The sequence below is a fragment of the Acidovorax sp. KPB24-03 genome, assembly GCF_057546605.1.
Window position 1 is genome coordinate 22,554 of sequence record NZ_BAAJYR010000012.1, and the last position, 22,829, is coordinate 45,382.

The window sequence follows — 22,829 nt, forward strand, 5'->3', positions numbered from 1 at the left end:
AGCACCCGATTGGGTGCTTTTATTATTTGCCATTGTTTTTTAATTTGGATGGTTGGCTATTGCTCTTCTTTTGCTTTTCGAGAATTTTCTGGGATATTTCTTTTGGCGAAGATTTTGGATTATTTTTCAATTCTTCTTTAATAATCTTTGGGTCAACATCTGTCCCCAATGAATCTAAGCCTTCTTTTAAGCACTCGCTGTAAAATCTGTTGAATATAATAGAGTTGGCATAGTTTTCAACTACGTCGGTAGGAATCTTCCCAGTTATTCCGCCAAAGATTGCATTGAAATTGTATTCTTCGATATAGGAGTAACTCCCGATTTTTCGACGAATGTGATCTATGGCTTCTTGTGAGGTTAGCATGAAACGCCTTCTGTGGATTAATCGCTGAAGTTTTCTATAGACTTGTATTTTTATTCTTCTTAAGCTCATAAGTATACCTGCTAAATTTTCATGCTTTGCCGTTCTTTTTGCGAATGAAAAGAATTGTGGCTGCATGATTGGCTAACGTTGGGCTTGCAGATCCGTCATTTCCATGCTGAGTACGGTTTTCGAGAACTGCTGTGTAATTTGGGGCTGCAACACTCTGCACTTGGTCAGGGGTCATATTCAATGCCATTCCAAGTTGCATGGCAGTTTCTTTATAAGCTTTTTGACCCATTATCCATTCAGCAAGCATTTGCTGCTGCTCAAAGTAGGTCTTTCTAAATTCTCCACTAACTTCGGCAATTTCTCTCATTGGACGTGAAAGCAACTCACGAAACATTTTATTCTCTTCTTGAAGCTTTTTCTTTTCGGCCTCAAGGAGAGCATTTTGATGGCTTAAATCGCTTGCAGCATATTCGGATTTTTTTTGCACGAAGTTCGGCCTCACTGGCTCTTGAATCAGCAGAACGAACTAGATCATTCTTGCCAATGTTTTCGGCAATGAGGCCATTGATAATTGCGGATTGACGGGTAGACATTTTATTTTCCTTATTGGTCTAAATAAAATAGCAAATTTTTGACAAAAAGCAAATTTGGAGATGTGGCCTGCAAGTTGCAGCTTTGAGAGGTGCTTGTCAACCTGTTGAGTTGCTTTCTACCACATGTGTTCTTCCTGTCAAGAGGGGTTGCAAGCAACCTACTGGGTTGACTAGGAGGTGCCATGAAAGACGACTACGAGAGACAGATAGCCAGAGAGGTTGGGGCCTCTATCAAGGCCAGACGTGTGGAGCTGGGCCTATCGCAAGATGCGTTGGCTGGACTGCTGGAGGTGGGGCCAGAGGCCGTATCGCGCATGGAGAGGGGTACGGTGTCCCTCACGATCCCAAAGCTGGTGGAGTTGGCCAATGCTTTGAAGAGCCCCGTAGAAGCATTCCTACCTGGTGCAAGTGGCTCGGTGCAGTCAGGAGCCCAGCAAGTGGGCCTCATGCTTCAGAACTTGGACAAGCGAGACGCCAAGTTCGTGGTTGAGATGATGGAGAGGCTGACCCAGCACCTCAAAGTTTAAATTGAGGAGAAATTTCGGCGGTTCCTTTTTTATTTACTATCGTAAATCTCTAGCGAGTTCTTCTCTGCTGATCTGAATCATCATCATCTTTGCTTAGATGATGACTAATTTATTCTTGTATTAAGTTAGTTAGTCTTTGCGTTTTTCTAAAGAAAAACGGCAAAGCCTTATCCCTTGCTGTCTAGAAAAAATCTCAACAAATTTGAGTTCTAGTGCAATTCTGCCTTTGCCATGTCTTCATTTAATTGAAAACGGCCCATGAGGTTGTTAGTAACCTTTCCGAATCCTGGTTTCTTTCTACCAATCTAACGGTAGGGTGCGGGGTATCCAAGACCTTCCTTTCAGAAGTAAGCCTAAACCCATATTGCTGGCACCTCCCAACATCTTGCTTGCTGGAGCATTGGGTATGAACAATGCTCGGTCAGTAGCTTGAAAGAAGCTCCCTCGTCTTAAGACTTGGGCATTTGTGCTATAGGGCTCGATTGCTTGGCTGGGTTAGTAGCTTCTACCACTACTGTTCGGACTTATCTTATGCCGTATCGCTTTAAAGTTTTCGCCAAACTACCATCTATAAATGAGCCATGCTCTTTTCGTCACACAAATGACTGACTGAATACTTCTAGGAATTTGAAATTGCTTGTTGTGCGGGTCACATGGTTCTTCATGGTTGCTATTAATGCCCTATCACTCAAGTTTTGCTATTCATTCGTCGCTGGGCAACCATGAACAAGCATTCTCAAATTCCTATCTTCTTCTTAGATTGACCGATGCTGAGTAAAGGGTCTTTTTAATCACTTGATTACTCAAGCTGCCCAGTGACATATAACACTTCAATCTATCTTTCACGGGCATAAAAAATGCCCTTGACTTTCACCAAGAGCAATTAAATAAATTTGGATTGTTGACAATATCAAAAAATCAAATATGATTAGATGGCAAGTTGGTAGTACACTTCTATGAAAATTTTTTGAATTGTCAAGGGTGTGCTGTTAGAAACCGGGTGGTGCCGAATCTAACGAAAAGAAAAAGGCTAGTCATTGAGACTAGCCTTTTTCTTTTGCTGAATTATTAAGTCCAGTCTTTGACGATTTCTGGTATGCGATGGACTGCTTCTTTTCCAAAGATGACTTCATCAACTAAGCCCATATGGATCATGTCTATCATGCGACAAAGATATGATCTGCCATCGATCCACCAAGTTTTGTATGCATAAACGAAAAGATAGTGCTTGACATGAATTCCTTCATTGTCTTGAAGTTCTTGGAGTTCAAGGCCATCTAAGAGCGTTTCATATACACCATCAGCTACGCGGCTTCCAAATGTGGTTGTGTAGTAATACTCCTTGATTTCCCAAATTGCTTTTGGATTTAAAACTCCCGGGTAAGCTCCATCCACTCGTCTTGACAGTGTTCTTAGTGGCTCATCATTCCTGGATACCACTATGAGCGCCCTTGGGTCAAAATTACAATTTGCTCTACCAATCGACTCGTGAATAAGAATATTCACAATTCCTGTGAAGAAGTTGTAATTTTTCATTAGGCCTGATTGTTTGTTCATTGGGATAGGACAAACAGGGGTGTGCCGATTATAGAGTTCAAGGAATAAATATTCGGCTTGTTCTCTATTCATGAGGTCATGCTGAACCTTGTTGGTTAGAACATGAGCCCGATGCTCAGAGTATGCAACTAAATCTATTAACTCTTGACTTGGGTTTGTGTCGCTGCCCATCCAGTTTGTGCTTAGACCGGCTCGGGAATAGGCGTTATAAATTTCATTTGGGGAGTATCGCCTAATTGTTTTGGTTAGGCGATCTGTATAGCCGATTAATTGACTTAGCAGTTTTATGTGGGCCCAGAATTTTCTAGGTTGATTGAGGAACCTTGGGTTGGCCTGCATCTGTCTTTCTTCTTGAAGGTTGCGGAGATGTGCGGTATCATGATCGCAACCTACTGATAGATCAAGCGAATTCTCTTATGTACGACACGCAAGACCTCTTTGGCTTCGATTCTGGTGAGGTTGCCGCTAACTCAGCCAGCCGTGTTGTAGCCGTTCAACCCTTCAAGAGTCAGCTTCTCAAGTGGGTTGGAAATAAGCAAAGGTTTGCGCACGAAATTATTTCGTATTTTCCGAAATTCAATACCTATTTTGAACCGTTTTTGGGAAGTGGTGCTGTGCTTGGAACACTTCAGCCGAAAAAGGCAGTGGGTTCGGATGTTTTTAAGCCTTTGGTCGAAATTTGGGAAACATTGCAAAGTTCACCAAAAACATTGGTGGATTGGTATTCAGAGAGACATGCTCAAATTGTTGGTGACAACAAGGCTGACGTGTACGAACGGGTCTTGGCTTCCTACAATCAGAATCCTAATGGCGCTGATTTCTTATTTCTTACTCGAACTTGCTATGGAGGAGTGATTCGGTTCAGGAAAGATGATGGCTATATGTCAACTCCCTGTGGGGTTCATAAGCCAATGCCACCAGCCACCTTTGCAAGGCGAGTGAATGAGTGGAACTCGAGAACTAAATCAACTGAATTCCTTTGTCAAGACTATCGGAATGCTTTTGATGTGGCAAAAGAAGGTGATTTGATTTACTGCGATCCACCATATAGCCATAGCCAAGCCATTCTCTATGGTGCTCAAACCTTCTCTCTTCAAGAATTGTTTGATTGCATTGCTTGGGCGAAGAAGAAAGGTGTGTTTGTCGCTTTAAGTATTGATGGTTCAAAGACCACTGAGCATGTTTTGCTTGAAATTAACATCCCGAAAGGTGTTTTTGAGCAAGAGGCATATGTTAATTGTGGCCGCTCAATGCTTAAACGATTTCAAATGGAAGGTGAATCATTGGAAGATCACGTTGTCACGGATAGATTGTTGCTGACCTACTAAAAGCACTCTGTTTTTTTTTGTTGGTAGTTAAATTCATATGATTTTGACTGCCAACAAAAATAAACTGCCTCCAGGCAAGCTCCGTGTAGTGCTGGTTCTTAATGTGCATGGGCAAGCAGACCTTGCTTTGGATCGCTGACTCGGCCACCGGACCTACCGATCAGCGGTGGACTCTACTCATGCCACCAATGGATGGGACCTTAGCTGAGGTGTAGCACTTGGTGTAGCATCCGGTGTAGCACTTTTTGTGTTGTTTTTTGTCAACTTTCTTTGAGAAAGTCTTTTAAAGTCAACAGCTTGCGGAAGTTTTGGATTTACTCCCATCAGCCACCCCAAAATCACCAAAGCGCTGCAATCGAAAGGTTGCAGCGCTTTTTTTCTTGTGCGCGTGGTGTTTGCCGATTTCAGATTGCCCATGAATTGTTCGTGGCGTGACTTGCACAAGGCCAAGCCGCCTACAAAAACTGTGAGGCCACCTGCTCAGAATGGAAAAAGTTCTGAAAGGGCTCGAGATGCATGAGAAACACGCGCAAGAGACAGTTTTTGGAGTGGCCGACGGGGCTACTTACACAGCCGAGTTGTGTCTGAGCAAGGCAGGACGCTATTACTTCGCACAGATCCAGGTAGACGGCCATAACCTGCCTCTACCCGAAGACCACTGGGCCACCCGTGACGAAGCCATGGTTGCGCTCTCCGATTTTGCTTCTGGGGCCCGTAAACTGGATGAGCCGCAAGTGGCAGGTGCTACGAAAAAATGATTCTGCTCACCGACAGAGCGAATTCAATCCAAGGGCCTGCACGAACCGTCATTCAGGCCTTCAGTTCGACTCAGATGTCTTCCAGCAAAGCATAAGGTAGCGTGCCTAACGCAAGGGGCACGCCCTCTGCGCCGCCTGCGCGAAGCGATTCGCCCGTGGAGGCGATTTGCAGCGACACCAGGGCGTCCATGCCCCCCGTGGGAGACTCCGCTGTTTGCACGACCAAACCGCAGGGTTGTTCTGCATCGTTGGCGGCGAACACCTCTGATCCCACCATGATCGGACGGGCTGCATGGGCGAGATAGGTGCGTCGTTTCAACGTGCCGCGGAATTGACTGCGAGCCACGATCTCCTGGCCGGGATAGCAGCCCTTCTTGAAATTCACTCCCCCAACGGATTCGTAGTTCAACATCTGGGGCACGAACACATCCACCAGAGGGGCTGTCAGAGTCGCGACTCCGCTCTGAACTTCGCCCCACTCCCACATGCCGGGTGCGAGCAAATTCCCGACCGGCGCAGGGGCGGTGGTCGGTGCCACCCATATTGCGCGCGGCTGACCCACTGCCGGATACAGATGCACCACGGTGGCAACGTCCCGCTCGGCTTTGGACCACGGTGAGGGTGGCTCACCCGCTGCCAGAGCGGTCACCGCATTCCCTGCCAAGCCATATAGCGCGAAATCTGCCGTGGCATCGCTCAACCGTGCCTTGGCACGCAGCACGAACATGGACAGCCGTTTGAGCGTAGGAGCGAGCAGGTCGCCACTGCAGATCAACAGCACTTCCGTGGCGCTGCGCTTGAAGCCGATGAAGCTTGCCTGCACCCGTCCCTTGGCGGAAAGGAATGCGGCCAATCGGGCCTCATCCATACCTAGCAGCGCGAAATCCTGGGTGAGCTGGCCATGCAGGAATTTCGCTGCATCTTCCCCTTCCACGCGAATCACGCCGAGGTGGGAAAGGGGGGCTATGCCGTTCAAGGGATAAGTCATGGCTGAATTATGATGCCCGGTTACTTCCCTACAGGCTGCCAAGGTTGTGCGTCGTTTTTTTCGCGTTGTTGCTAGTCATTGTGTGCTCCGCCACTGCGGCAGCGGTGTGGTGGTTGCACCAGCCCATGCCCGTTCGCAGCGGCGTGTCCTCCGCGCAGCCGCTGGAGTTGGCGATCGAGCCAGGCACTACGCCCCGCGGTGTAGCGCGTGATGTGGTCGCCGCCGGTGTCGACTCCGATCCACGTCTGCTCTACGCCTGGTTTCGCTTGTCCGGTCAGGATCGCCTGATCAAAGCCGGGAACTACGAAATTCCGCCAGGCACCACCCCAAGCGAGCTGCTGCAAAAACTCGTGCGTGGGGAAGAGGCTCTGCGCGCCGTCACCTTGGTAGAGGGATGGACCTTTCGGCAGGTCCGCCAGGCGCTGGCGCGCGAAGAGCAGCTAAAGCCCGATACCAAAGGCCTCGCTGACGACGCCATCATGGCGCGCCTCGAGCGCCCTGGCGTGCCGGCGGAGGGCCGCTTTTTCCCCGATACCTACACCTATGCCAAAGGCAGCAGCGATTTGTCCGTGCTTCGCCGGGCGATGCATGCCATGGACCGGCGACTGGAGGCGGCTTGGGCGCAACGTGCGGCGGACACGCCTTTGCGAAGCGCCGACGAAGCCCTCACCCTGGCGAGCATTGTGGAAAAGGAAACGGGCCGTTCTTCCGACCGCGCACAGATCGCGGGCGTCTTCAGCAACCGATTGAAGGCGGGCATGCTGCTTCAAACCGATCCCACCGTGATTTACGGTCTGGGTGAAAAATTCGACGGCAACCTGCGCCGACGTGACCTGCTTGCGGACACGCCCTGGAACACCTACACCCGTCCCGGCCTTCCCCCGACGCCCATCGCCATGCCGGGCAAGGCCTCGCTCATCGCTGCAGTCCAGCCGGAGAAGACCAACGCCTTGTATTTCGTTGCCCGAGGCGACGGGACCAGCCAGTTCAGCCCGACCCTCGATGAGCACAACCGGGCCGTCAACCGCTACCAGCGGGGGCAGCCTTGACCACGCCCCAACCCGGCAGAAAGTTCACCATGGAGCCAGCGGGACGGTTCATCACATTCGAAGGCATCGACGGTGCGGGCAAGTCATCGCACATCGATGCCTTGGCGGCTGCCTTTCGGCGTCACGGCCAGACCGTCACGGTCACCCGGGAACCCGGCGGCACGCCGTTGGCGGAAAAGATTCGCGCGCTTTTGCTGAATGACGCCATGGACGCTCTCACGGAGTCGCTGCTGGTGTTCGCGGGGCGCCGCGACCACCTGCGCTGCGTGATCGAGCCTGCGTTGGCAAGGGGCGAGGTGGTGCTATGCGACCGCTTCACGGATGCTACTTTCGCGTATCAGGGTGGAGGACGCGGCTTCGATGCGAAGGTGCTATCTATTTTGGAGCGCATCACCCAATCAGGTAACGCACTGGAGCCTGAAAAAATGCGTGATCCTGATCTGACGATCTGGTTCGATCTCCCTCCGGAGACAGCCGCAGCACGCTTGGCCCATGCACGCACCCCCGATCGCTTCGAATCGCAGCCTGCCGAGTTTTTTTGGCCGGGTGCGGCAGGGTTATGCCGATCGCGCCTCTGCTGCGCCGCAGCGCTTCGTGCGCCTGGACGCAGGACAGCCCCGGGATGCCGTGTGGTCGCAATTGACAGGCGCGCTTGTCCAGCGAGGCTGGCTGCAGTCGGGCACTTCAGACGTCGGCGCGGGTGCACCATGAGCCATCCTCGATTGATCGCCCCGTGGATTGCCGCACAACGCCAGACGCTGCTGGCACAGCGGGGTCATGCGTGGCTGCTGAGTGGCCCGTCCGGGCTGGGCCAGTATGCGTTGGCGATGGAGTTGGTACGAGCCTGGTTGTGCGATACGCCCACAAATGATGGCGCATGTGGTCACTGCGGCAGTTGCCATGCGGTCGAGGTCAGAACGCATGCGGATCTTTGTGTACTCATGCCCGAGACGCAGATGATGGAGCGCGGCTGGCCATTGCCGGAGAAGGCGCAGTCTGAGATCGACGACAAGAAGCGCAAGGCCAGCCGCGAGATCCGCGTGGATGCCATGCGGGACGCCGTGCAGTTCGCGCAGCGCACATCCGCCCGCGGGCGTGGTAAGGCTGTGCTCGTGTACCCGGCCGAGCAGATGAACAACGTCACGGCCAATGCGTTGCTCAAGACGCTGGAAGAGCCGGCAGGCGACGTGCGATTTGTCCTGGCCACCGAGGCCGCGCACCAGTTGCTGCCCACTATCCGAAGCCGCTGCCTGGGGCACACGATGCAATGGCCGTCTGAATCCGACATGGTGAATTGGCTGGTTCAGCAAGGTCTGGAATCCGATGCTGCCAGCGCATTTCTGCGTGCATGCGGCGGTCGTCCCGACGACGCACTGAGCCTGGCCCGCGCCGGACGCAGCCCGCAATCGTGGTCGCAGCTGCCCAAGGCGGTCGCCCGGGGCGATGTCACGGCGTTGGCTGATGCCTCTCCTGCCCAGGCGGTGGACGCGTTGCAAAAAATTTGCCATGACCTGATGGCGTGCCGGGTCGGCGCGGCGCCACGCTACTTTGCAGTGGCGGACCTGCCGACGCCGCCGGGCCTCGGGCCCTTGAGCCGCTGGGCGAAGGCTTTGGTAAAAGAGGCACGTACCGCCGATCACCCCTTCAATGCGGGGCTCATGCTGGAAGCGCTTGTTGCGCAGGCGCGAAACACCCTACACTCGCGCCATTGAAGAAGACGCCCCAAGACCATGAGCAGCCCCTCTACCGCGCCCCGTCCCAGCGTCATGCAGCTGGCCATCAAGGAGAAGGCGGCTCTGTATGCGGCCTATATCCCCTTGTTCGCCGAAGGCGGCATCTTTGTGCCGACGCAGCGCGAATACAAGCTGGGCGATGATGTCTACGTGCTGCTGACGTTGCCGGAAGACACGCAGCGGTATCCCGTCGCGGGGCGAGTGGCCTGGGTGACCCCCGCGCGGGCGGCCGGGAATCGGACACAGGGTGTCGGCATTCAGTTTCCGAGGGATGAGAAATCCCGCATTCTCAAGCTCAAGATCGAAGAGTTGCTTGGAACCAGTCTGGGGTCGGACCGGCCGACCCAGACCCTCTGAGCGCCCCGCGCCTTTGCCATGCCGACCGACTGCCGGTCGGCATTTTTGTTTGGATTGCGCATGTTCACAGATTCCCACTGCCATCTCACCTTTCCTGATTTGGTCTCCCAACTGCCAGCCATTCGCCAGGCCATGTCCGATGCCAGCGTGGATCGTGCGCTCTGCATCTGCACTACCCTGGAAGAGTTCTCCGATGTGCACGGGTTGGCCATGGCCTACGACAACTTCTGGAGCAGCGTGGGCGTTCATCCCGACAACGAAGGCATTGCCGAACCATCCGAGCAGGACCTGCTCGATCGTGCTGCCTTGCCGAGGGTGATAGCCATCGGCGAGACCGGTCTCGACTACTACGGCATGGAAGATCGGAAAGGAGGGCGCAGCATCGCTGATCTGGAATGGCAGCGTGATCGTTTCCGCACGCACATCCGTGCTGCCCGCACGTGCGGCAAGCCCCTGGTCATCCATACGAGAAGCGCGTCGGACGACACCCTGGCGATCCTGCGCGAAGAGGGCGAGAACGGGATTGGAAACCTGGCTGGCGGGGTATTCCACTGTTTCACCGAGACCGCAGAGGTGGCTCGCGCGGCCCTCGATCTGGGCTACTACATTTCGTTTTCCGGCATCGTGACGTTCAAGAGCGCCCAGCATTTGCGGGATGTGGCGGCTTTCGTGCCGCTGGATCGGATGCTCATCGAAACCGACAGCCCCTACCTTGCGCCGGTGCCCTACCGCGGCAAGACCAACAACCCATCGTATGTCCCTTTCGTGGCGCAACAACTGGCCGAGGTCAAGGGGATGCCCGTGCAGGAGGTGGCGCTGGCCACGAGCCGCAATTTCGACACACTGTTCTTTTCTGGAGCCACCCCATCATGATGGTCCGTCGCCGAGTGCTTGCTTCCTTTGCTTTGGCCGCCGCGGCGCTGTGCGGCGCATGTGCCCACGCCGGTGCGTATGAGGATTTCTTTACCGCCGTATTGCGCGACGACGACTCCGGCATCAACTCGCTGGTACGCCGGGGATTCGATCCGAATACGCGCAATCCGAAGGGTGAGGTCGCGCTCACGCTTGCCTTGAAAGAAGGTTCCATGCGCGCCTTTGCGGCGCTGATGGCGGCCAAGGGTATCAAGGTGGAGGAGCGGAACGTCAAGGATGAAAGCCCGCTGATGTTGGCCGCGATCAAGGGCAATGTCGAGGCGGCGCGCGCGCTCATTGCCAAGGATGCCGATGTCAACAAGACAGGGTGGACACCTCTGCACTATGCAGCTTCCGGCACCACGCCGCAGCAGGCGGCCATCACCACGCTGCTACTGGAAAATCACGCCTACATTGACGCCGCCTCGCCCAACGGCACCACGCCCTTGATGATGGCGGTGAGCTACGGCACGGCCGACGTGGCCAAGCTGCTGCTGGACGAAGGAGCGGACCCCACGTTGCGCAATCAGATCGGTCTGGGTGCCGCTGACTTCGCGCGGCGTGCCGACCGCAAGGACATGGAGGAACTCGTGGCTGAGGCCGTGCGCCGGCGGCAACCCCGCCGCGGACAGTGGTAAGGCGGCGAAGCGTTTCCGCCCTCGGTCGGACCTGAGCGCAGCGGAGGTTCAGTGCCCCGCAGGGCGGGCCTGGAGCCGGGCGTACAGACCGCCTTGGGCGATCAAGTCGGCGTGCGTGCCCTGTTCGGCGATGCGTCCACGCTCCATCACCACCACCCGGTCGGCATGCTCGATGGTAGACAGGCGGTGCGCGATCACGAGCGTGGTGCGCCCCTGCATGAGGCGCTGCAGCGCGTCTTGTACCAGACGCTCTGATTCGGTATCCAGTGCCGATGTGGCTTCGTCCAGGATGAGGATCGGCGCATCCTTGTAAAGCGCTCGGGCAATGGCCAGGCGCTGGCGCTGCCCGCCCGACAGCTGCGTCGCGTTGTGGCCCACCACGGTGTGCATGCCTGAAGGCAGCGCCGCCACATGCTCGGCCAAGTTCGCGGCGGCCAGACAGTCCTGAACGCGCTGCTCATCGATTTCGCCGCCCAACGCCACGTTGGCTGCCACCGTGTCGTTGAACATCACCACGTCCTGGCTGACCATGGCAAATTGCGACCGCAGGGCTTGCAGGTTCCAGCGCGACACAGGCTGGCCATCCAGGAGGACCTGGCCGGCGCTCGGCGCGATGAAGCGGGGCAACAGGTTTACCAAAGTGGTTTTCCCGGCGCCGGACGGGCCTACGAGCGCCACGGTTTCTCCAGGGTGCACGGTCAGGTTCACGCGGTCCAGGGCCATGGCCTGCTCGTCGCCGAACGCCACGGTGACGTCTTCCAGGGTAATGGCTCCCGAGGTGCGCTCGGGCGCGTGGTCGCCTCCGTCCTCTGCCCGGGTGTCTCCCAGCAGGGCCAATCCGCGTTCGAGGGCCGCGACCCCCCGGGTCACGGGATTGGCCACGTCCGCCAGGCGGCGGATCGGTGCGATCAGCATGAGCATCGCGGTGATGAATGCCGCAAAGCCACCCACGGTCACATCGCGGTCGCCGCTGGCATGGCTCTGCCAGAGCGCCACGCAAATCACGCCCGACAGGGCTGCAGCGGCGAGCAATTGGGTGAGCGGGGTCATCGCTGCCGAAGCGATGGTGGCCTTGATGGCCAGCCGGCGCAGGCTCTGGCTCAGAACACCGAAGCGCCGCGACTGGCTGGGTTGCGCACCGTGCAGCCGAACCATGCGATGGGCCAGCACGTTTTCTTCCACCACATAGGCCAACTGGTCGGTCGCTTCCTGGCTGCTTTTGGTGATGCGGTAGAGCCGCCGGGACAGCGTCTTCATGATCCAGGCCACGCCCGGCACCACGATGGCGACGATGAGCGTGAGCTGCCAATTGAGGTAGAGCAGGTATCCCAGCAGGGCGATCAGGGTGAATCCGTCGCGAGACAGCCCCATCAGCGCCTGCACGAGCAGCGTGGCGCCGGTCTGCACTTCGTACACCACGGTGTTGGACAGGGTGCTGGCCGACTGCCGCGTGAACAGGGCCATTTCGGCTGCGAGCAGGCGGTCGAAGAGCGCCTCGCGCAGCTTCATCATGCCTTCGTTGGCAATGCGGGCGAGAGCGTATTGCCCCGCGAACTGCGCCAATCCCCGTACCAGAAACACACCCATGATGGCCAGCGGAACCATCCAGAGTTTCAAGGAGCCTTCGGTGAATCCCTGGTCTAGCAAGGGCTTGAGCAGCGCGGGAATGAGGGGCTCAGTGACCGCTCCGACCAGCGTGGCCAGCACGGCGAGTGTCCATGCGGAGCGCTGGTTGCCGAAGTAAACGGAAAGCCGCCGGAGCCTGGTGGCCAGGGTGAGGCGGGCGGTTTGCTCGGAAGCCGGAAGGGGGCGGGGGTCTGGGGCGTGCATGAGGCGCGGATTCTACGTAGGACCGCATCCAAACCTTGCACAGTTTGTCACAGGGGTATCCCCCCAGTGTGTAACATCCACGGTCTGTCCACCGGCATTTGCTCGGTATCCGATGGCTGCCAATGACTATTGACCGAAATCCATCCTCCATTCTTGCTGCGGCCCTGCCGCACCTTTCTCGCCGGCACGCTATCACCGCGCTGGTTTCTTCCTCCGCACTGCCTGCACTGGCCCAATTCAGGGTCGAAATCACCGGCGTGGGTTTGACCCAGCTTCCCTTTGCGATCTCGCCGTTCCGTGGTGAGGCGCAGTCCCCGCAAAAGATCTCGGCCATCATCCAGGCCGACCTGGAGCGCAGTGGCCAGTTCCGGGCGGTCGATTCTTCCGGGCCGGCGCTCGACGAAACGTCGCGCCCCGACGTCGCCCTTTGGAAGCAAAAGGGCGCGGAATCGCTCACGACCGGCAGCATCGCGCGCTTGCCCGACGGTCGCTTCGACATCCGCTTTCGCCTGTGGGACGTGGTGCGCGGCCAGGACCTCGGCGGCCAGAGCTTCGTGGTCACGCAGGGTGACCTGCGTCTGGTTGCCCACCGCATCGCTGATTTCATCTACGAAAAGCTCACGGGCCAGCGCGGGGTGTTCTCGACCCGCATTGCTTATGTCACCAAGTCCGGCCCGCGCTACAGCCTCTGGGTGGCCGATGCGGACGGAGAGAACGCGCAATCGGCGTTGTCCAGCCCGGAACCCATCATTTCGCCGGCTTGGTCTCCCAGCGGTGGGCAATTGGCCTATGTGTCTTTCGAGTCACGCAAGCCGGTTGTGTATGTGCACGATGTGGCCTCGGGCCGGCGCCGCCTGATCGCCAACTTCAGGGGCTCCAACAGCGCGCCTGCATGGTCTCCCGACGGCCGCACGCTCGCCGTGACTCTGAGCCGCGACGGTGGCTCGCAGCTATACACCATCGATGCCAATGGCGGCGAGCCTCGCCGTCTCATGCAGAGCACCGGCATCGATACCGAACCCATGTTCTCGAGCGATGGCCGGAGCATCTACTTCGTGAGCGATCGGGGCGGCGCACCGCAGATCTACAAAGTCGGCGCTTCGGGCGGCAATGCCGAGCGTGTGACGTTCACTGGTTCCTACAATATTTCTCCCAGCATCAGCCCCGATGGCAAGTGGTTGGCTTACGTCTCGCGCATTGGCGGTGCGTTCAAGCTGCACGTCATGGATCTGGCGACGGGTACGGCCACGGCCGTGACCGACACGACTGCAGATGAAAATCCCAGCTTTGCGCCCAACAGCCGCCTGATCGTCTACGCGACGCAGCAACAAGGCCGTGAAGCGCTCATGACGACCACGCTGGACGGCAAGATCAAGGCACGCTTGGCCGGGCAGGGCGGTGATATCCGCGAGCCCGACTGGGGCCCGTTCCAAAAACAGTGACCGTCATCTTTCGATTTTTTGATCATTTGGACTTGAGGAGTATTTCAATGAACCGCTTTCCCTTCAAACGCATTTCCGCCATCTTCATCGCTGCAGCCATCGTGGCTGGCTGCAGCTCCGGCGTAAAGCTGGAAGACGTGCCTGTGGAAGACAAGGGCGCTACTTCGACGATGCCAGGCAATGGTGGCGCCAACCCCAATGGCGCTTCACAAAGCGGCGTCGCTCCCGTGGACCTGAGCCAGTCGGCGCGCGACGGCGCAGGCCCGGTCGGCGTGAGCCGCATCGTGTACTTCGACTACGACAGCTACGCGGTCAAGCCGGAGTTCCAGTCGCTGATCGAGCAGCACGCCCGTTTCATCAAGGCAGGCCAGAACCGCAAGGTCATGATCGAAGGCCACACCGACGAGCGTGGCGGCCGTGAATACAACCTGGCCCTGGGTCAAAAGCGCGCTGAAGCGGTGCGCCGTTCGCTTGCCTTGCTCGGTGTGTCGGAAGCGCAAATGGAAGCCGTGAGCTTCGGCAAGGAAAAGCCTGCGGCACAGGGCAGCACGGAAGACGTGTACGCCCAGAATCGCCGCGTTGAGCTGTCTTACCGTTGATGAGCGCGCAGATGGTGGTTCCCCGCAAGGCACTTGCCCTGCTGGCCTTGGCCCTGTCGGCGGCTTTCGCTCCGACAAGCCATGCCGCGCTGTTCGAGGATGAAGAAGCACGCCGCGCCATTCTGGAATTGCGTCAGCGTGTAGACACGCTGCAGCAGGCCAATCAGCGTGCGGGTGACGATCTTCGTCGCTCAGGCGACGAGACTTCCCAGATGCGCCGAAGCCTGCTCGATCTGCAGACGCAGATCGAAACCCTGAGGGCTGAGCAGGCCAATCTGCGTGGGCAGAACGAGCAGTTGCTTCGGGATGTCTCCGAGCTGCAGCGCCGCCAGAAAGACATCGCCCAAGGCGTTGACGAACGGCTGCGCCAGTTCGAACCTGCCAAGGTCACGGTGGATGGTCAGGAGTTCCAGGCCGACCCCGCCGAAAAGCGGGATTTCGATGCGGCGCTGGCGGTCTTTCGTACTGGCAAGTTTCCGGATGCCGTGAGCGCATTCGGAAATTTCCTGAAGCAGTACCCGCGCAGCGGCTATGCGCCTTCCGCCAGGTTCTGGCTGGGCAATGCCCAATACGCTACGCGCGATTACAAAGAAGCCATCAACAACTTCAAGGCCTTGCTGGCTGCTGCGCCTGACCATGCGCGTGCCCCGGAGGCTGCGTTGTCGATCGCCAACTGCCAGATCGAGTTGAAGGACACGCGCGCCGCCCGCAAGACGCTGGAAGACCTGATCCGCGTCTACCCCCAGTCGGAAGCGGCTGGAGCGGCCAAAGAACGCTTGTCGCGCCTGAAGTGAGCGGCGCGGTAGAGCCTTCGACAGAAATCCATTCGCACGTCAACGCGATGCAGGATGCCGGCACCGCCGATCTCCAGCGCCGCTTCGGCGGCCTGGAGCGTCTGTATGGCGTGGACGGCGCCGCGCGCATTCGCAACGCGCATGTGGCCGTGGTGGGCATTGGCGGCGTGGGCTCCTGGACTACGGAAGCGCTGGCGCGCAGCGGTGTCGGGCACCTCACATTGATCGACCTGGATCAGGTGGCCGAGTCCAATATCAACCGCCAAATCCATGCCCTGTCCAGCACGGTGGGCCAAGCCAAGGTCGAAGCCATGCGAGACCGCATTGGACAGATCAATCCTGAGTGCGAGGTGACTTGCATCGAGGAGTTTGCGGATGCCGGCAACTGGCCGGCCTTGTTGCCGCATGGGGTCGATGTGGTCGTGGATGCCTGCGACCAGGTCAAGACCAAGGCGTTGATCGCTGACTGGGCGATTCGCGGTAAGCATCGGCTGGTGACGGTGGGTGCTGCAGGCGGTAAACGGCTGGCGCACAAAGTGGACATCGACGATCTGTCGAATACCACGCACGATCCGCTGCTCGCCCAGATGCGTTACCGGTTGCGCAAACACTATGGTGCTGCGAAAGAGGGGCGCCGCATCGGTGTCCAGTGCGTGTTCAGCCGGGAAGCGGTGGCACCTCCCCATGCGTCCTGCGATATCGCCGGCGATGGCGACGGTTCACTCAATTGCCATGGCTATGGTTCGGTAGTGGCGGTGACCGCCACGTTTGGCCAATGCGCTGCCGGATGGGTCTTGGACATGCTTGCAACCGTGCCAAAGCGGTAGATCCGCCTGGAAAAGACGCTATAATTCGACGCTTTGCTGCATGGGTTCCATGCCGATGTGGCAAAGGTTGGGACGTTAGCTCAGTTGGTAGAGCAGCGGACTTTTAATCCGTTTGTCGTGGGTTCGACCCCCGCACGTCCCACCAAAGATATGAATTGAATCAAGCACTTACGGCGATTACGCGGTAAGTGCTTTTTTCTTGTTCGTCTCTGGCAGATTTTCTGCAGAACCCTCTGCCATCAAGAGAGGCGAGGGCTTGCTGCGTAGCGCATTCTTGCCACATGTGACTTCTATTTCATACAGGCGAAGTTGGTAGGCGCTGGGGCGTTGAGGTTTGTCTTCCAACGAACCATTCACAGAGAGGATGCATATGGAGGTGGTCGTCACGCCACACCCTGTTCAGCTTGACCTCCCTGCGTTAGGTTCGTCGGTGAATCTGCTCCTCTTCATGTCCGTTTTTCCTGTGAAAGCGGACTTTACGAACCTTCAACTGATACGCCGCATGGGAAGCAGATCATGCGAGAGCTTCAAAAGAGCAAACGCGACCATTAGCGTCGCTTTTCATTTCACCTGGGACTTTACCCTCCGAGGCATCATGCCTCCAAAGTCTGATTTTTCGCTGGCTGCCAAAGACCCCAAAAACAATGGCGGTCAAAATTTTGGGTCGACCCGACCAAAATATTTGGGTTCGCTACAACCTGATTTTTCTCGTAGAAGCAAGCTACAAGTAAGCCTTCGATTCTAAGGTTCGTTACTCCGGGCCTCCACAGTGTTTGGGCTGGCCATCGGGCAGGAATAGGAGGAAATCAATGAAATCGATCAATAAATCTCTCATCACAACTGTCTTTGGCTTGGCGGCCGGCGTCGCCATGGCTGGGACTGATTATTTCTACGTCATGTCTCCCCCAGTGGGAGGGATTGCCGGCAACGTCAAGTTCGATTTAACGGTATTTAGCCCCGACCTATACAACCGACCAATTTGGTCGGTAGACAATGCAACTGCGGCAATGAATCCAGCATTCAATCAGGATGGCGTCGCATTTAGCGGCTGGAATCTTGGTGACTTTACGGGTCTTGCGGTACCGAGCCCGCTGGAAAACTACCAGCATAGTAAGCCCGGGGCGAGTTATGGCGGAACAGCTGTGTCAGCGCACGACGTGCTCGATGGTGGGGTAGTTTCGCCACGCTATGGCGCAATGCTGAATGCCTACAATCTTCCTTGGAACCAGAGAATCGAAAATGGTGTGCCGGTTTTCAATGCAGATGGAACGCCGGTCGGCCACCATCGGAACATCATGGGTGGCAATCTTGACTATGCGTTTCCCAGGACGTCGACCATCGGCCTTTCGGGCGAGGGCCAACCAGCAAATTTAATTTCTCTCTGATGCTCCAAGTGCCGACTGCTCACACCGCGGGCAAAGCAAGAGCGCATGTCGGGCCGTCGTTTACGCTTGAAGAGAAAACCGGCAGTCAATCGAGGTATATCTGGTTTGGTGTGTGGGCCTTCGATTTCCCCTCCGGTGGCGAGCCGCCGGCTCCTATTCAGAGCATCGCAAGGGATGAAGCAACGGAGAGCCCGATCATCGGCACGTCGTTCAACCCTGGAACCACGTACTCGACAACCGAGCCAGGGTCAGCGTTTTCCACCAACCAGCCTTGGACGGGATGGAGGTGGTTCTCCCTTTCCGTCTCGTATGCGCAAGCTCAGGCTGCGCTGCATTCTCTGAATAGTGCGATTTCGGCGGACCCGTCATGCGCTGCTCCAGCCACAACACCGGCATTGATAAAGAAGTGCACTCCCTGGTCCACAAATCCAGCAGACTATAGATTGGGCCTGGTCCATCTAGACGGGGAAGTCGCAAGATCCAGCCCAGGTTCAGGCGGGGCGATGGGTTACAGCACCTATGGATGGTGGGTGTATTCAACTTATTGATTGGCGACTGAAAGTTGGAAGCGCTCATTCTTCAGGTTGAACCGCTGCCAGCAGATCGTCATCTCGCATGCACTGCGACACCAAGTTCTGTTACGACGATTGGGGGGCGTTCATGGTCGAAGCGAAACAGCGCACTGACGACACCTAATAGACAGATATACACCGGGGCTGGCCATCCTCTGTCTGAGTGTGGACGATTGCATCCAGTGCTTTCCTTTCACCTTTGAATGCATTCCTCACGCATCAGATCGCCAAGGCGACTGAAAGCGGCTGCACAAAAAAGGCAGCCCGCACAAGGCGGGCTGAAACTTGCTCAAGAGCAAGAAAGGGAGGTGTCGACAGGGAGTGTCGACAGGTCAATATTAGGCGCTGTTGACCAATCTGTTGTCCCACTGCATGGAAAGTGGTGGATTGTGCAAAATGGATGGCTCACCTCGATGATGCGGGCATGGCAGTGCAAGGGCAGAGGCCTTGCCAAGCGCTGATCAACTCTTGCTGGGCCCTCAGGAAAGCTGGCGCGAAGGCGCCTCCGAATGGCTCATTTGCACACGGGCCTCGTGCGCTTGATGTGCCTGCTGCGGCAATTGCGCTGGATCCGCGCCCAGCACGTTGTCACGTGAGTCCGGCATGCACACTTGCCGAAGATCTGCCAATTTTCCAACTGGTTCTTCCCACATGGCGAGCACCTACCGATTCGCCAGATAAGAGCGCACCGCCTGCGCAGAATTGCCCACGGCTTTCACCGCGCTGCGCAACTCGTCCTCCGTGCAATTCAGAGACCGGGCCCAGTCGCGCACCTCGTAGTCCTCGGCCAGGCTGATGAGTTTGCGGTCTTCCGCAGTTTTCGTGGCGTCGTCCGACATGGGTGGCTCCTGATGGAATGGGAGCGCCATGCTAGGTCTGTCACTCGCTGGTTTCGCGTAGGACGATTGCGGCAGGACACCACCATCGACCGCGATGGCCGTGGGCGGCGGTCAAGGCCTGCGTTGCGGGGTCAGTTGAATGGTACCGATGCCCTGCGGCGCCTCGCGGGCGGTCAGCCAGTGGATCCACAGGCCGCGAAGCCACGCCCCCATGTAGAGGACGCTGACGGCGAAGATGCCCCATTGGCCCGCCGTCCAGCTGGCATAGAACCAGAAGGGCTGTCCCAGCAGTCCGAAGATGCAGGCCCAGCGCCGGCGTTCCTCGTGGCGCGATTGAGAGAGCCACGCCGCGGCGGCGCCCAGCAAAGCGATGGCGATTTGGTCGAAGCCCATGGGGTGGGAATGGCTGGGGAAAGGACGGGCAACAACGCCAGTTCATCCCGCCAGATGGACGTCGAAGTACGCGCTCTCTGCCTCGCCCAAGCCCTGGAACGCGGCCTGGCGCGCCGCGGTACTGGCCTTGCCCCATTGCCGCAGCAAGGCGAGATCGGCAGGAGGCACCACTTCGGGCGGCGACTCTTCCAGGCTGCGCAGCGTGTCCAGTGCCGCGGCGACCTGGGCGGCGGAGCCGAAGGCCTTTTCCATCGCTTTGGCATAGCGGCGTTCGGCGTTGGTGCGCTCGCGTTCGGGCAGGTTTTCCGGATAGTCGCGCAGGGTGACCGTGTAGGTGAGTTCTTCCGTTTCCATGGCGTGCTCCTTGGGTTGATGCTGTATGAATTTACAGTATTTTGGAGCAACTTTCACCCGATTTTTAGTGCCCGGCCGTTGGAAGCGCTGGTCCTACACCTGCCTGGCCATGCGCGGCATAGGCTGGCAGCTTCCTTTTCAGGAGCGAAAAAAAATGGCACATGACAAATTGACGCCCGAGCAGGATCGCCAGCGCGATCAGGGCCATTTCAACCTCTATGGAATGCGCGACGACGCGCGCGGCCGTGGCGAAGTGGACGGCGAGAACCGCGGCGATGGCGAAGGCCCCCGGCGCTTCGGAGCCAGTGGTGACGAATCCACGTACGCCAACCGCGCGCCGGAAGACGCGGTGCATGAGCATCCCACAGGCCCGATCGCCGCCGTCGATGCCTCCGGCTCGGCACGCGGCCTGGGCCTGGACTACGGGGGCGATGCGCACAAGGAACCCCGGTTGTCCTCACGCCAGGGTGCGGCGCTGATCGGCGAGCTCGATGACCGAAAGAAGACGGAGTAGGGCTGGCTTCATGCTGCCAGGCGCCTGTTTCGCCCGCTGCAGCGGCACCGCCGATCCCCACGTTTTCACTGTCCCTTGAAAGGCCATCGATGCACGCGTCCTCCATCCCCATTCCGACCCCGACCACCCCGCAGCCTCCGCTGGATACGCCGCCCCAGCCCGCCTGGACGCCTGCACCGCCCGTCGAAGACCCGCCGGGAGGCGATGGGCCACCCGTGCAGGAGCCGCCGCCTCACCACTGAGCCGGTACGGCGCGGCCACGGCCGGGTCCAGGTCTTGAGTCCAATCCGCTTGTACCGCTTTATCCACGGCTTAATTTGCTATGAAAAAAAGAAGCGCCTGATGGCGCTCAAGGCCGGTGCTCCATGACCAGGGAATACATCGCCTGGGCCGCGACCGACAGGCTGCGGTCCCGGCGCCGCACCAGGTAGATCTGGCGGGTCAGCCCCGGCAATGCCAGTGGCCGTGTCACCAGCCCGGGTTGGTCGAAGTGGAAAAGCGTGAGCGTGGGCACCACGCTGATGCCCAGGCCCGCGCGCACCATGCCCATCACGGTGGCGAGCTGTTCCACTTCCATGAGCGTGTTCATCGCCTGCGGGTGCAGCGCTGCCTCCAGGTACTGGCGCACGCTGCTGGTTCGGGCCAGATGCACGAAAGGGAACGCCGCCAGGTCGGCGGGTTGCACCGCAACGACCTTGCCGCCGCTGCGTCGGCGGCGCGCGAGTGGATGGTCGGCGCGGCACACCAGGTGAAAGCCGTCGCTGCTGAACGGCTCGGCCTGCAATTCCGGCGTATCTGCCCGGATGGCCGCCAACGCGAAATCGGCCTTGCCCGTGGCCACCCGCTCGATGCAGGGTTCCGACAGCACATCGGCGATGTCCAGTTCGATGCCGGGATGGGCTGCGCGATACGCTGCCAGCACACCGGGCAGCCAGCCCGCCGCGAGCGAGGGCAGCAGGGCGATCGCCACGCGCCCCCGGCGCAGTGTGGCGGTGTCGTGCACCGCGGCGAAGGCGTTGTCGACCTCGGCCCGGATGCGGCGCGCGGATTCCAGAAAATCCTCTCCTTCCGCCGTCAGGGCCACGTGGCGCGTGCTGCGGTCGAACAGCTTCAGTCCCATCGCATCTTCCAGCGTGCGGATGAGCGCGCTGAAGGCGGGCTGCGACAGGTGGCAGTGCGCGGCCGCCCGCGTGAAGCTGCGCTGGCCGGCCAGGGCGAGAAAGGCATCGATCTGCCGTGTGGAGATATTCATTGAAGATTTGGATGAATTGATCCTGATTATCTATTTCACAGAATAACGCGCGGAGCCTACATTGGCCGGCAGGAGACAACCATGCCCCCCCCAAAAAACCTGCTGGTCGGCTGCGCCGCCGGCTTCTCGGGCGACCGCACCGATGCCGCCGCACCCGTGGTGCAGGCCCTCATCGACAGCGGCCAGCCCGCGGTACTGATTTTCGAAACCCTGGCCGAGCGCACCCTGGCCCTGGCCCAGTTGGCGCGTCGTGCCGATCCGGACGCCGGCTACGAGCCGTTGCTCGACGACCTGCTGCGCCCCGTGCTGGCGCAGTGCCTGCAGCACGGCATTCGCATCGTGAGCAATTTCGGCGCGGCCAATCCGCTGGGTGCTGCGCACCGCATCCAGCAATTGGCCCAAGCGCTGGGCGCGCGCCGCCCCCGCATCGCCGTGGTGCAGGGCGACGACCTGAGCGGGGACGGGCACCGTGCCGTGCTGGCCCAGGCGCTGGGCGCAGCCCTGCCCACCGACCCCATCGTGAGCGCCAATGCGTACATCGGCGCGCAGCCGATCGCCGATGCGCTGCGCGCTGGCGCCGACATCGTGGTGTGCGGCCGCGTGGCGGACCCCTCGCTGGTGGTGGGGCCGGCCTCGCGCATTTCGGCTGGGCCCCGGACGACTGGGACCGGCTGGCGCGCGCCACCATGGCCGGGCATCTGCTGGAATGCGGCTCGCAGGTCACCGGCGGGTATTTCGCCGACCCGGGCTACAAGGACGTGCCGGGCATGGCGCAACTGGGCTACCCCATCGCCGAGATCGACGCCGATGGCCACTGCACCATCGCCAAGCCCGCGGGCACAGGCGGGCGCATCGACGAGCGCACGGTGAAGGAGCAGCTGTTGTACGAGCTGCACGACCCGGCCGCCTACCTCACGCCCGATGTGGTGGCCGACATCACCACCGCGCGCGTGCTGCCGGCCGGCACCGACCGTGTGCGGCTGGAAGGGGTGAGCGGCCATGTGCGGCCACCGTCGCTCAAGGTGAATGTGTGCTTCGAATCCGGCTGGTTCGCCGAGGGCGAGATTTCCTATGCCGGGGCCCGTGCCGAAGCACGCGCGCGGCTGGCGGGCGAGGTTCTGCGCGAGCGCCTGGCCGGCGTCGCGCCGCTGCGCATCGACCTGATCGGGGTGACCAGCGTGTTCGGCGACGACGCCGGGCACTGGCGGGACTGCG

Annotated in this window: 25 protein-coding genes, 1 tRNA gene and 2 pseudogenes; 17 read left to right on the forward strand and 11 right to left on the reverse strand. The window is 58.5% G+C overall.

Annotated elements, in window-relative coordinates; all coding sequences use genetic code 11:
• Positions 1-22 precede the first annotated feature (22 nt).
• Entirely contained in the window at positions 23-499 is a 477-nt protein-coding gene (locus AC27KI_RS03725) for a hypothetical protein (protein WP_487112647.1), read from the reverse strand.
• Complete coding sequence (locus AC27KI_RS03730; protein WP_487112649.1) at positions 453-860, reverse strand: hypothetical protein; 408 nt, start codon at positions 858-860, stop codon at positions 453-455. Before AC27KI_RS03730 ends, AC27KI_RS03725 begins: the two co-directional genes overlap by 47 nt.
• A gap of 288 nt (positions 861-1,148) precedes the next feature.
• Between AC27KI_RS03730 and AC27KI_RS03735 the strand changes: the two genes are divergently transcribed.
• On the forward strand, positions 1,149-1,493 hold the full coding sequence (locus AC27KI_RS03735; protein ID WP_487112651.1) for a helix-turn-helix domain-containing protein: 345 nt from the start codon (positions 1,149-1,151) through the stop codon (positions 1,491-1,493).
• A gap of 1,068 nt (positions 1,494-2,561) precedes the next feature.
• Here the strand turns inward: AC27KI_RS03735 and AC27KI_RS03740 are convergent.
• Positions 2,562-3,389 carry a DUF7687 domain-containing protein gene (locus AC27KI_RS03740; protein ID WP_487112653.1) on the reverse strand — a complete coding sequence of 276 codons (828 nt, stop codon included), beginning with the start codon at positions 3,387-3,389 and terminating at the stop codon, positions 2,562-2,564.
• Positions 3,390-3,466: 77 nt separating this feature from the next.
• On the opposite strand from AC27KI_RS03740, the gene AC27KI_RS03745 reads away from it, so the two are divergent.
• Positions 3,467-4,378: a DNA adenine methylase gene (locus AC27KI_RS03745; RefSeq protein ID WP_487112655.1), complete on the forward strand. Its 912-nt coding sequence runs from the start codon at positions 3,467-3,469 to the stop codon at positions 4,376-4,378.
• Between the two features lie 177 nt (positions 4,379-4,555).
• Here AC27KI_RS03745 and AC27KI_RS03750 read toward each other — a convergent pair whose 3' ends face one another.
• Positions 4,556-4,795: a hypothetical protein gene (locus tag AC27KI_RS03750; RefSeq protein WP_487112657.1), complete on the reverse strand. Its 240-nt coding sequence runs from the start codon at positions 4,793-4,795 to the stop codon at positions 4,556-4,558.
• 68 nt (positions 4,796-4,863) lie between these two features.
• Here AC27KI_RS03750 and AC27KI_RS03755 point away from each other — a divergent pair, with 68 nt between their 5' ends.
• Positions 4,864-5,136, forward strand: a complete 273-nt coding sequence (locus tag AC27KI_RS03755) for a hypothetical protein (RefSeq protein ID WP_284430757.1) — start codon at positions 4,864-4,866, stop codon at positions 5,134-5,136.
• A gap of 70 nt (positions 5,137-5,206) precedes the next feature.
• Here the strand turns inward: AC27KI_RS03755 and ygfZ are convergent, their stop codons facing one another.
• On the reverse strand, positions 5,207-6,124 hold the full coding sequence (gene ygfZ, locus AC27KI_RS03760) for a CAF17-like 4Fe-4S cluster assembly/insertion protein YgfZ (RefSeq protein ID WP_487088609.1): 918 nt from the start codon (positions 6,122-6,124) through the stop codon (positions 5,207-5,209).
• A gap of 65 nt (positions 6,125-6,189) precedes the next feature.
• Between ygfZ and mltG the strand changes: the two genes are divergently transcribed.
• The 6 genes and pseudogenes from mltG to AC27KI_RS03790 all read left to right on the forward strand — a co-directional run bounded on the left by mltG (position 6,190) and on the right by AC27KI_RS03790 (position 10,813).
• Positions 6,190-7,173 carry an endolytic transglycosylase MltG gene (mltG, locus tag AC27KI_RS03765; protein WP_487088626.1) on the forward strand — a complete coding sequence of 328 codons (984 nt, stop codon included), beginning with the start codon at positions 6,190-6,192 and terminating at the stop codon, positions 7,171-7,173.
• A 29-nt stretch (positions 7,174-7,202) separates the two neighbouring features.
• Positions 7,203-7,884: pseudogene (gene tmk / locus AC27KI_RS03770) on the forward strand (dTMP kinase).
• On the forward strand, positions 7,881-8,885 hold the full coding sequence (locus AC27KI_RS03775; RefSeq protein WP_487088611.1) for a DNA polymerase III subunit delta': 1,005 nt from the start codon (positions 7,881-7,883) through the stop codon (positions 8,883-8,885). Before tmk ends, AC27KI_RS03775 begins: the two are co-directional and overlap by 4 nt.
• 18 nt (positions 8,886-8,903) lie before the next feature.
• A complete protein-coding gene (locus AC27KI_RS03780) occupies positions 8,904-9,263 on the forward strand; it encodes a PilZ domain-containing protein (RefSeq protein WP_272568678.1) in 360 nt (119 codons plus the stop codon).
• 60 nt (positions 9,264-9,323) lie between these two features.
• Positions 9,324-10,136, forward strand: a complete 813-nt coding sequence (locus AC27KI_RS03785; protein ID WP_284430761.1) for a TatD family hydrolase — start codon at positions 9,324-9,326, stop codon at positions 10,134-10,136.
• On the forward strand, positions 10,133-10,813 hold the full coding sequence (locus AC27KI_RS03790; protein WP_284430762.1) for an ankyrin repeat domain-containing protein: 681 nt from the start codon (positions 10,133-10,135) through the stop codon (positions 10,811-10,813). Before AC27KI_RS03785 ends, AC27KI_RS03790 begins: the two co-directional genes overlap by 4 nt.
• A gap of 48 nt (positions 10,814-10,861) precedes the next feature.
• Here AC27KI_RS03790 and msbA read toward each other — a convergent pair whose 3' ends face one another.
• The gene (gene msbA / locus AC27KI_RS03795; protein WP_487088614.1) at positions 10,862-12,643 is read right to left on the reverse strand and encodes a lipid A export permease/ATP-binding protein MsbA; all 1,782 of its coding nucleotides are present in this window, start codon (positions 12,641-12,643) and stop codon (positions 10,862-10,864) included.
• A gap of 122 nt (positions 12,644-12,765) precedes the next feature.
• Here msbA and tolB point away from each other — a divergent pair, with 122 nt between their 5' ends.
• From tolB to AC27KI_RS03820, 5 genes are all read left to right on the forward strand, one after another.
• A complete protein-coding gene (tolB, locus tag AC27KI_RS03800) occupies positions 12,766-14,085 on the forward strand; it encodes a Tol-Pal system beta propeller repeat protein TolB (RefSeq protein WP_487088616.1) in 1,320 nt (439 codons plus the stop codon).
• A 47-nt stretch (positions 14,086-14,132) separates the two neighbouring features.
• Entirely contained in the window at positions 14,133-14,684 is a 552-nt protein-coding gene (gene pal, locus AC27KI_RS03805; protein ID WP_284430765.1) for a peptidoglycan-associated lipoprotein Pal, read from the forward strand.
• Positions 14,684-15,478 (forward strand): tol-pal system protein YbgF, encoded by a 795-nt coding sequence (ybgF, locus tag AC27KI_RS03810; protein ID WP_284430766.1) that lies wholly within the window; start codon positions 14,684-14,686, stop codon positions 15,476-15,478. The genes pal and ybgF overlap by 1 nt, the downstream gene beginning before the upstream one ends.
• Before the next feature lie 47 nt (positions 15,479-15,525).
• Positions 15,526-16,305: a tRNA threonylcarbamoyladenosine dehydratase gene (locus AC27KI_RS03815; RefSeq protein WP_487088628.1), complete on the forward strand. Its 780-nt coding sequence runs from the start codon at positions 15,526-15,528 to the stop codon at positions 16,303-16,305.
• Between the two features lie 69 nt (positions 16,306-16,374).
• Positions 16,375-16,450 (forward strand) — tRNA-Lys (locus AC27KI_RS03820).
• Between the two features lie 32 nt (positions 16,451-16,482).
• On the opposite strand, the gene AC27KI_RS03825 is transcribed toward AC27KI_RS03820, so the two are convergent.
• Entirely contained in the window at positions 16,483-16,692 is a 210-nt protein-coding gene (locus AC27KI_RS03825) for a hypothetical protein (protein WP_487112659.1), read from the reverse strand.
• Positions 16,693-17,114: 422 nt separating this feature from the next.
• Between AC27KI_RS03825 and AC27KI_RS03830 the strand changes: the two genes are divergently transcribed.
• The gene (locus tag AC27KI_RS03830) at positions 17,115-17,690 is read left to right on the forward strand and encodes a hypothetical protein (RefSeq protein ID WP_487112661.1); all 576 of its coding nucleotides are present in this window, start codon (positions 17,115-17,117) and stop codon (positions 17,688-17,690) included.
• A 1,234-nt stretch (positions 17,691-18,924) separates the two neighbouring features.
• On the opposite strand, the gene AC27KI_RS03835 is transcribed toward AC27KI_RS03830, so the two are convergent.
• From AC27KI_RS03835 to AC27KI_RS03845, 3 genes are all read right to left on the reverse strand, one after another.
• On the reverse strand, positions 18,925-19,101 hold the full coding sequence (locus tag AC27KI_RS03835) for a DUF3606 domain-containing protein (protein WP_284430769.1): 177 nt from the start codon (positions 19,099-19,101) through the stop codon (positions 18,925-18,927).
• 111 nt (positions 19,102-19,212) lie between these two features.
• The gene (locus AC27KI_RS03840; RefSeq protein ID WP_284430770.1) at positions 19,213-19,494 is read right to left on the reverse strand and encodes a hypothetical protein; all 282 of its coding nucleotides are present in this window, start codon (positions 19,492-19,494) and stop codon (positions 19,213-19,215) included.
• 42 nt (positions 19,495-19,536) lie between these two features.
• On the reverse strand, positions 19,537-19,848 hold the full coding sequence (locus tag AC27KI_RS03845) for a hypothetical protein (protein WP_284406272.1): 312 nt from the start codon (positions 19,846-19,848) through the stop codon (positions 19,537-19,539).
• A gap of 154 nt (positions 19,849-20,002) precedes the next feature.
• Here AC27KI_RS03845 and AC27KI_RS03850 point away from each other — a divergent pair, with 154 nt between their 5' ends.
• Positions 20,003-20,362 (forward strand): hypothetical protein, encoded by a 360-nt coding sequence (locus AC27KI_RS03850; RefSeq protein ID WP_284430771.1) that lies wholly within the window; start codon positions 20,003-20,005, stop codon positions 20,360-20,362.
• A 349-nt stretch (positions 20,363-20,711) separates the two neighbouring features.
• On the opposite strand, the gene AC27KI_RS03855 is transcribed toward AC27KI_RS03850, so the two are convergent.
• Positions 20,712-21,614 (reverse strand): LysR family transcriptional regulator, encoded by a 903-nt coding sequence (locus tag AC27KI_RS03855; protein ID WP_284430772.1) that lies wholly within the window; start codon positions 21,612-21,614, stop codon positions 20,712-20,714.
• 81 nt (positions 21,615-21,695) lie between these two features.
• Between AC27KI_RS03855 and AC27KI_RS03860 the strand changes: the two are divergent.
• Positions 21,696-22,829, forward strand: a pseudogene (locus tag AC27KI_RS03860) (acyclic terpene utilization AtuA family protein); the annotation flags it as partial.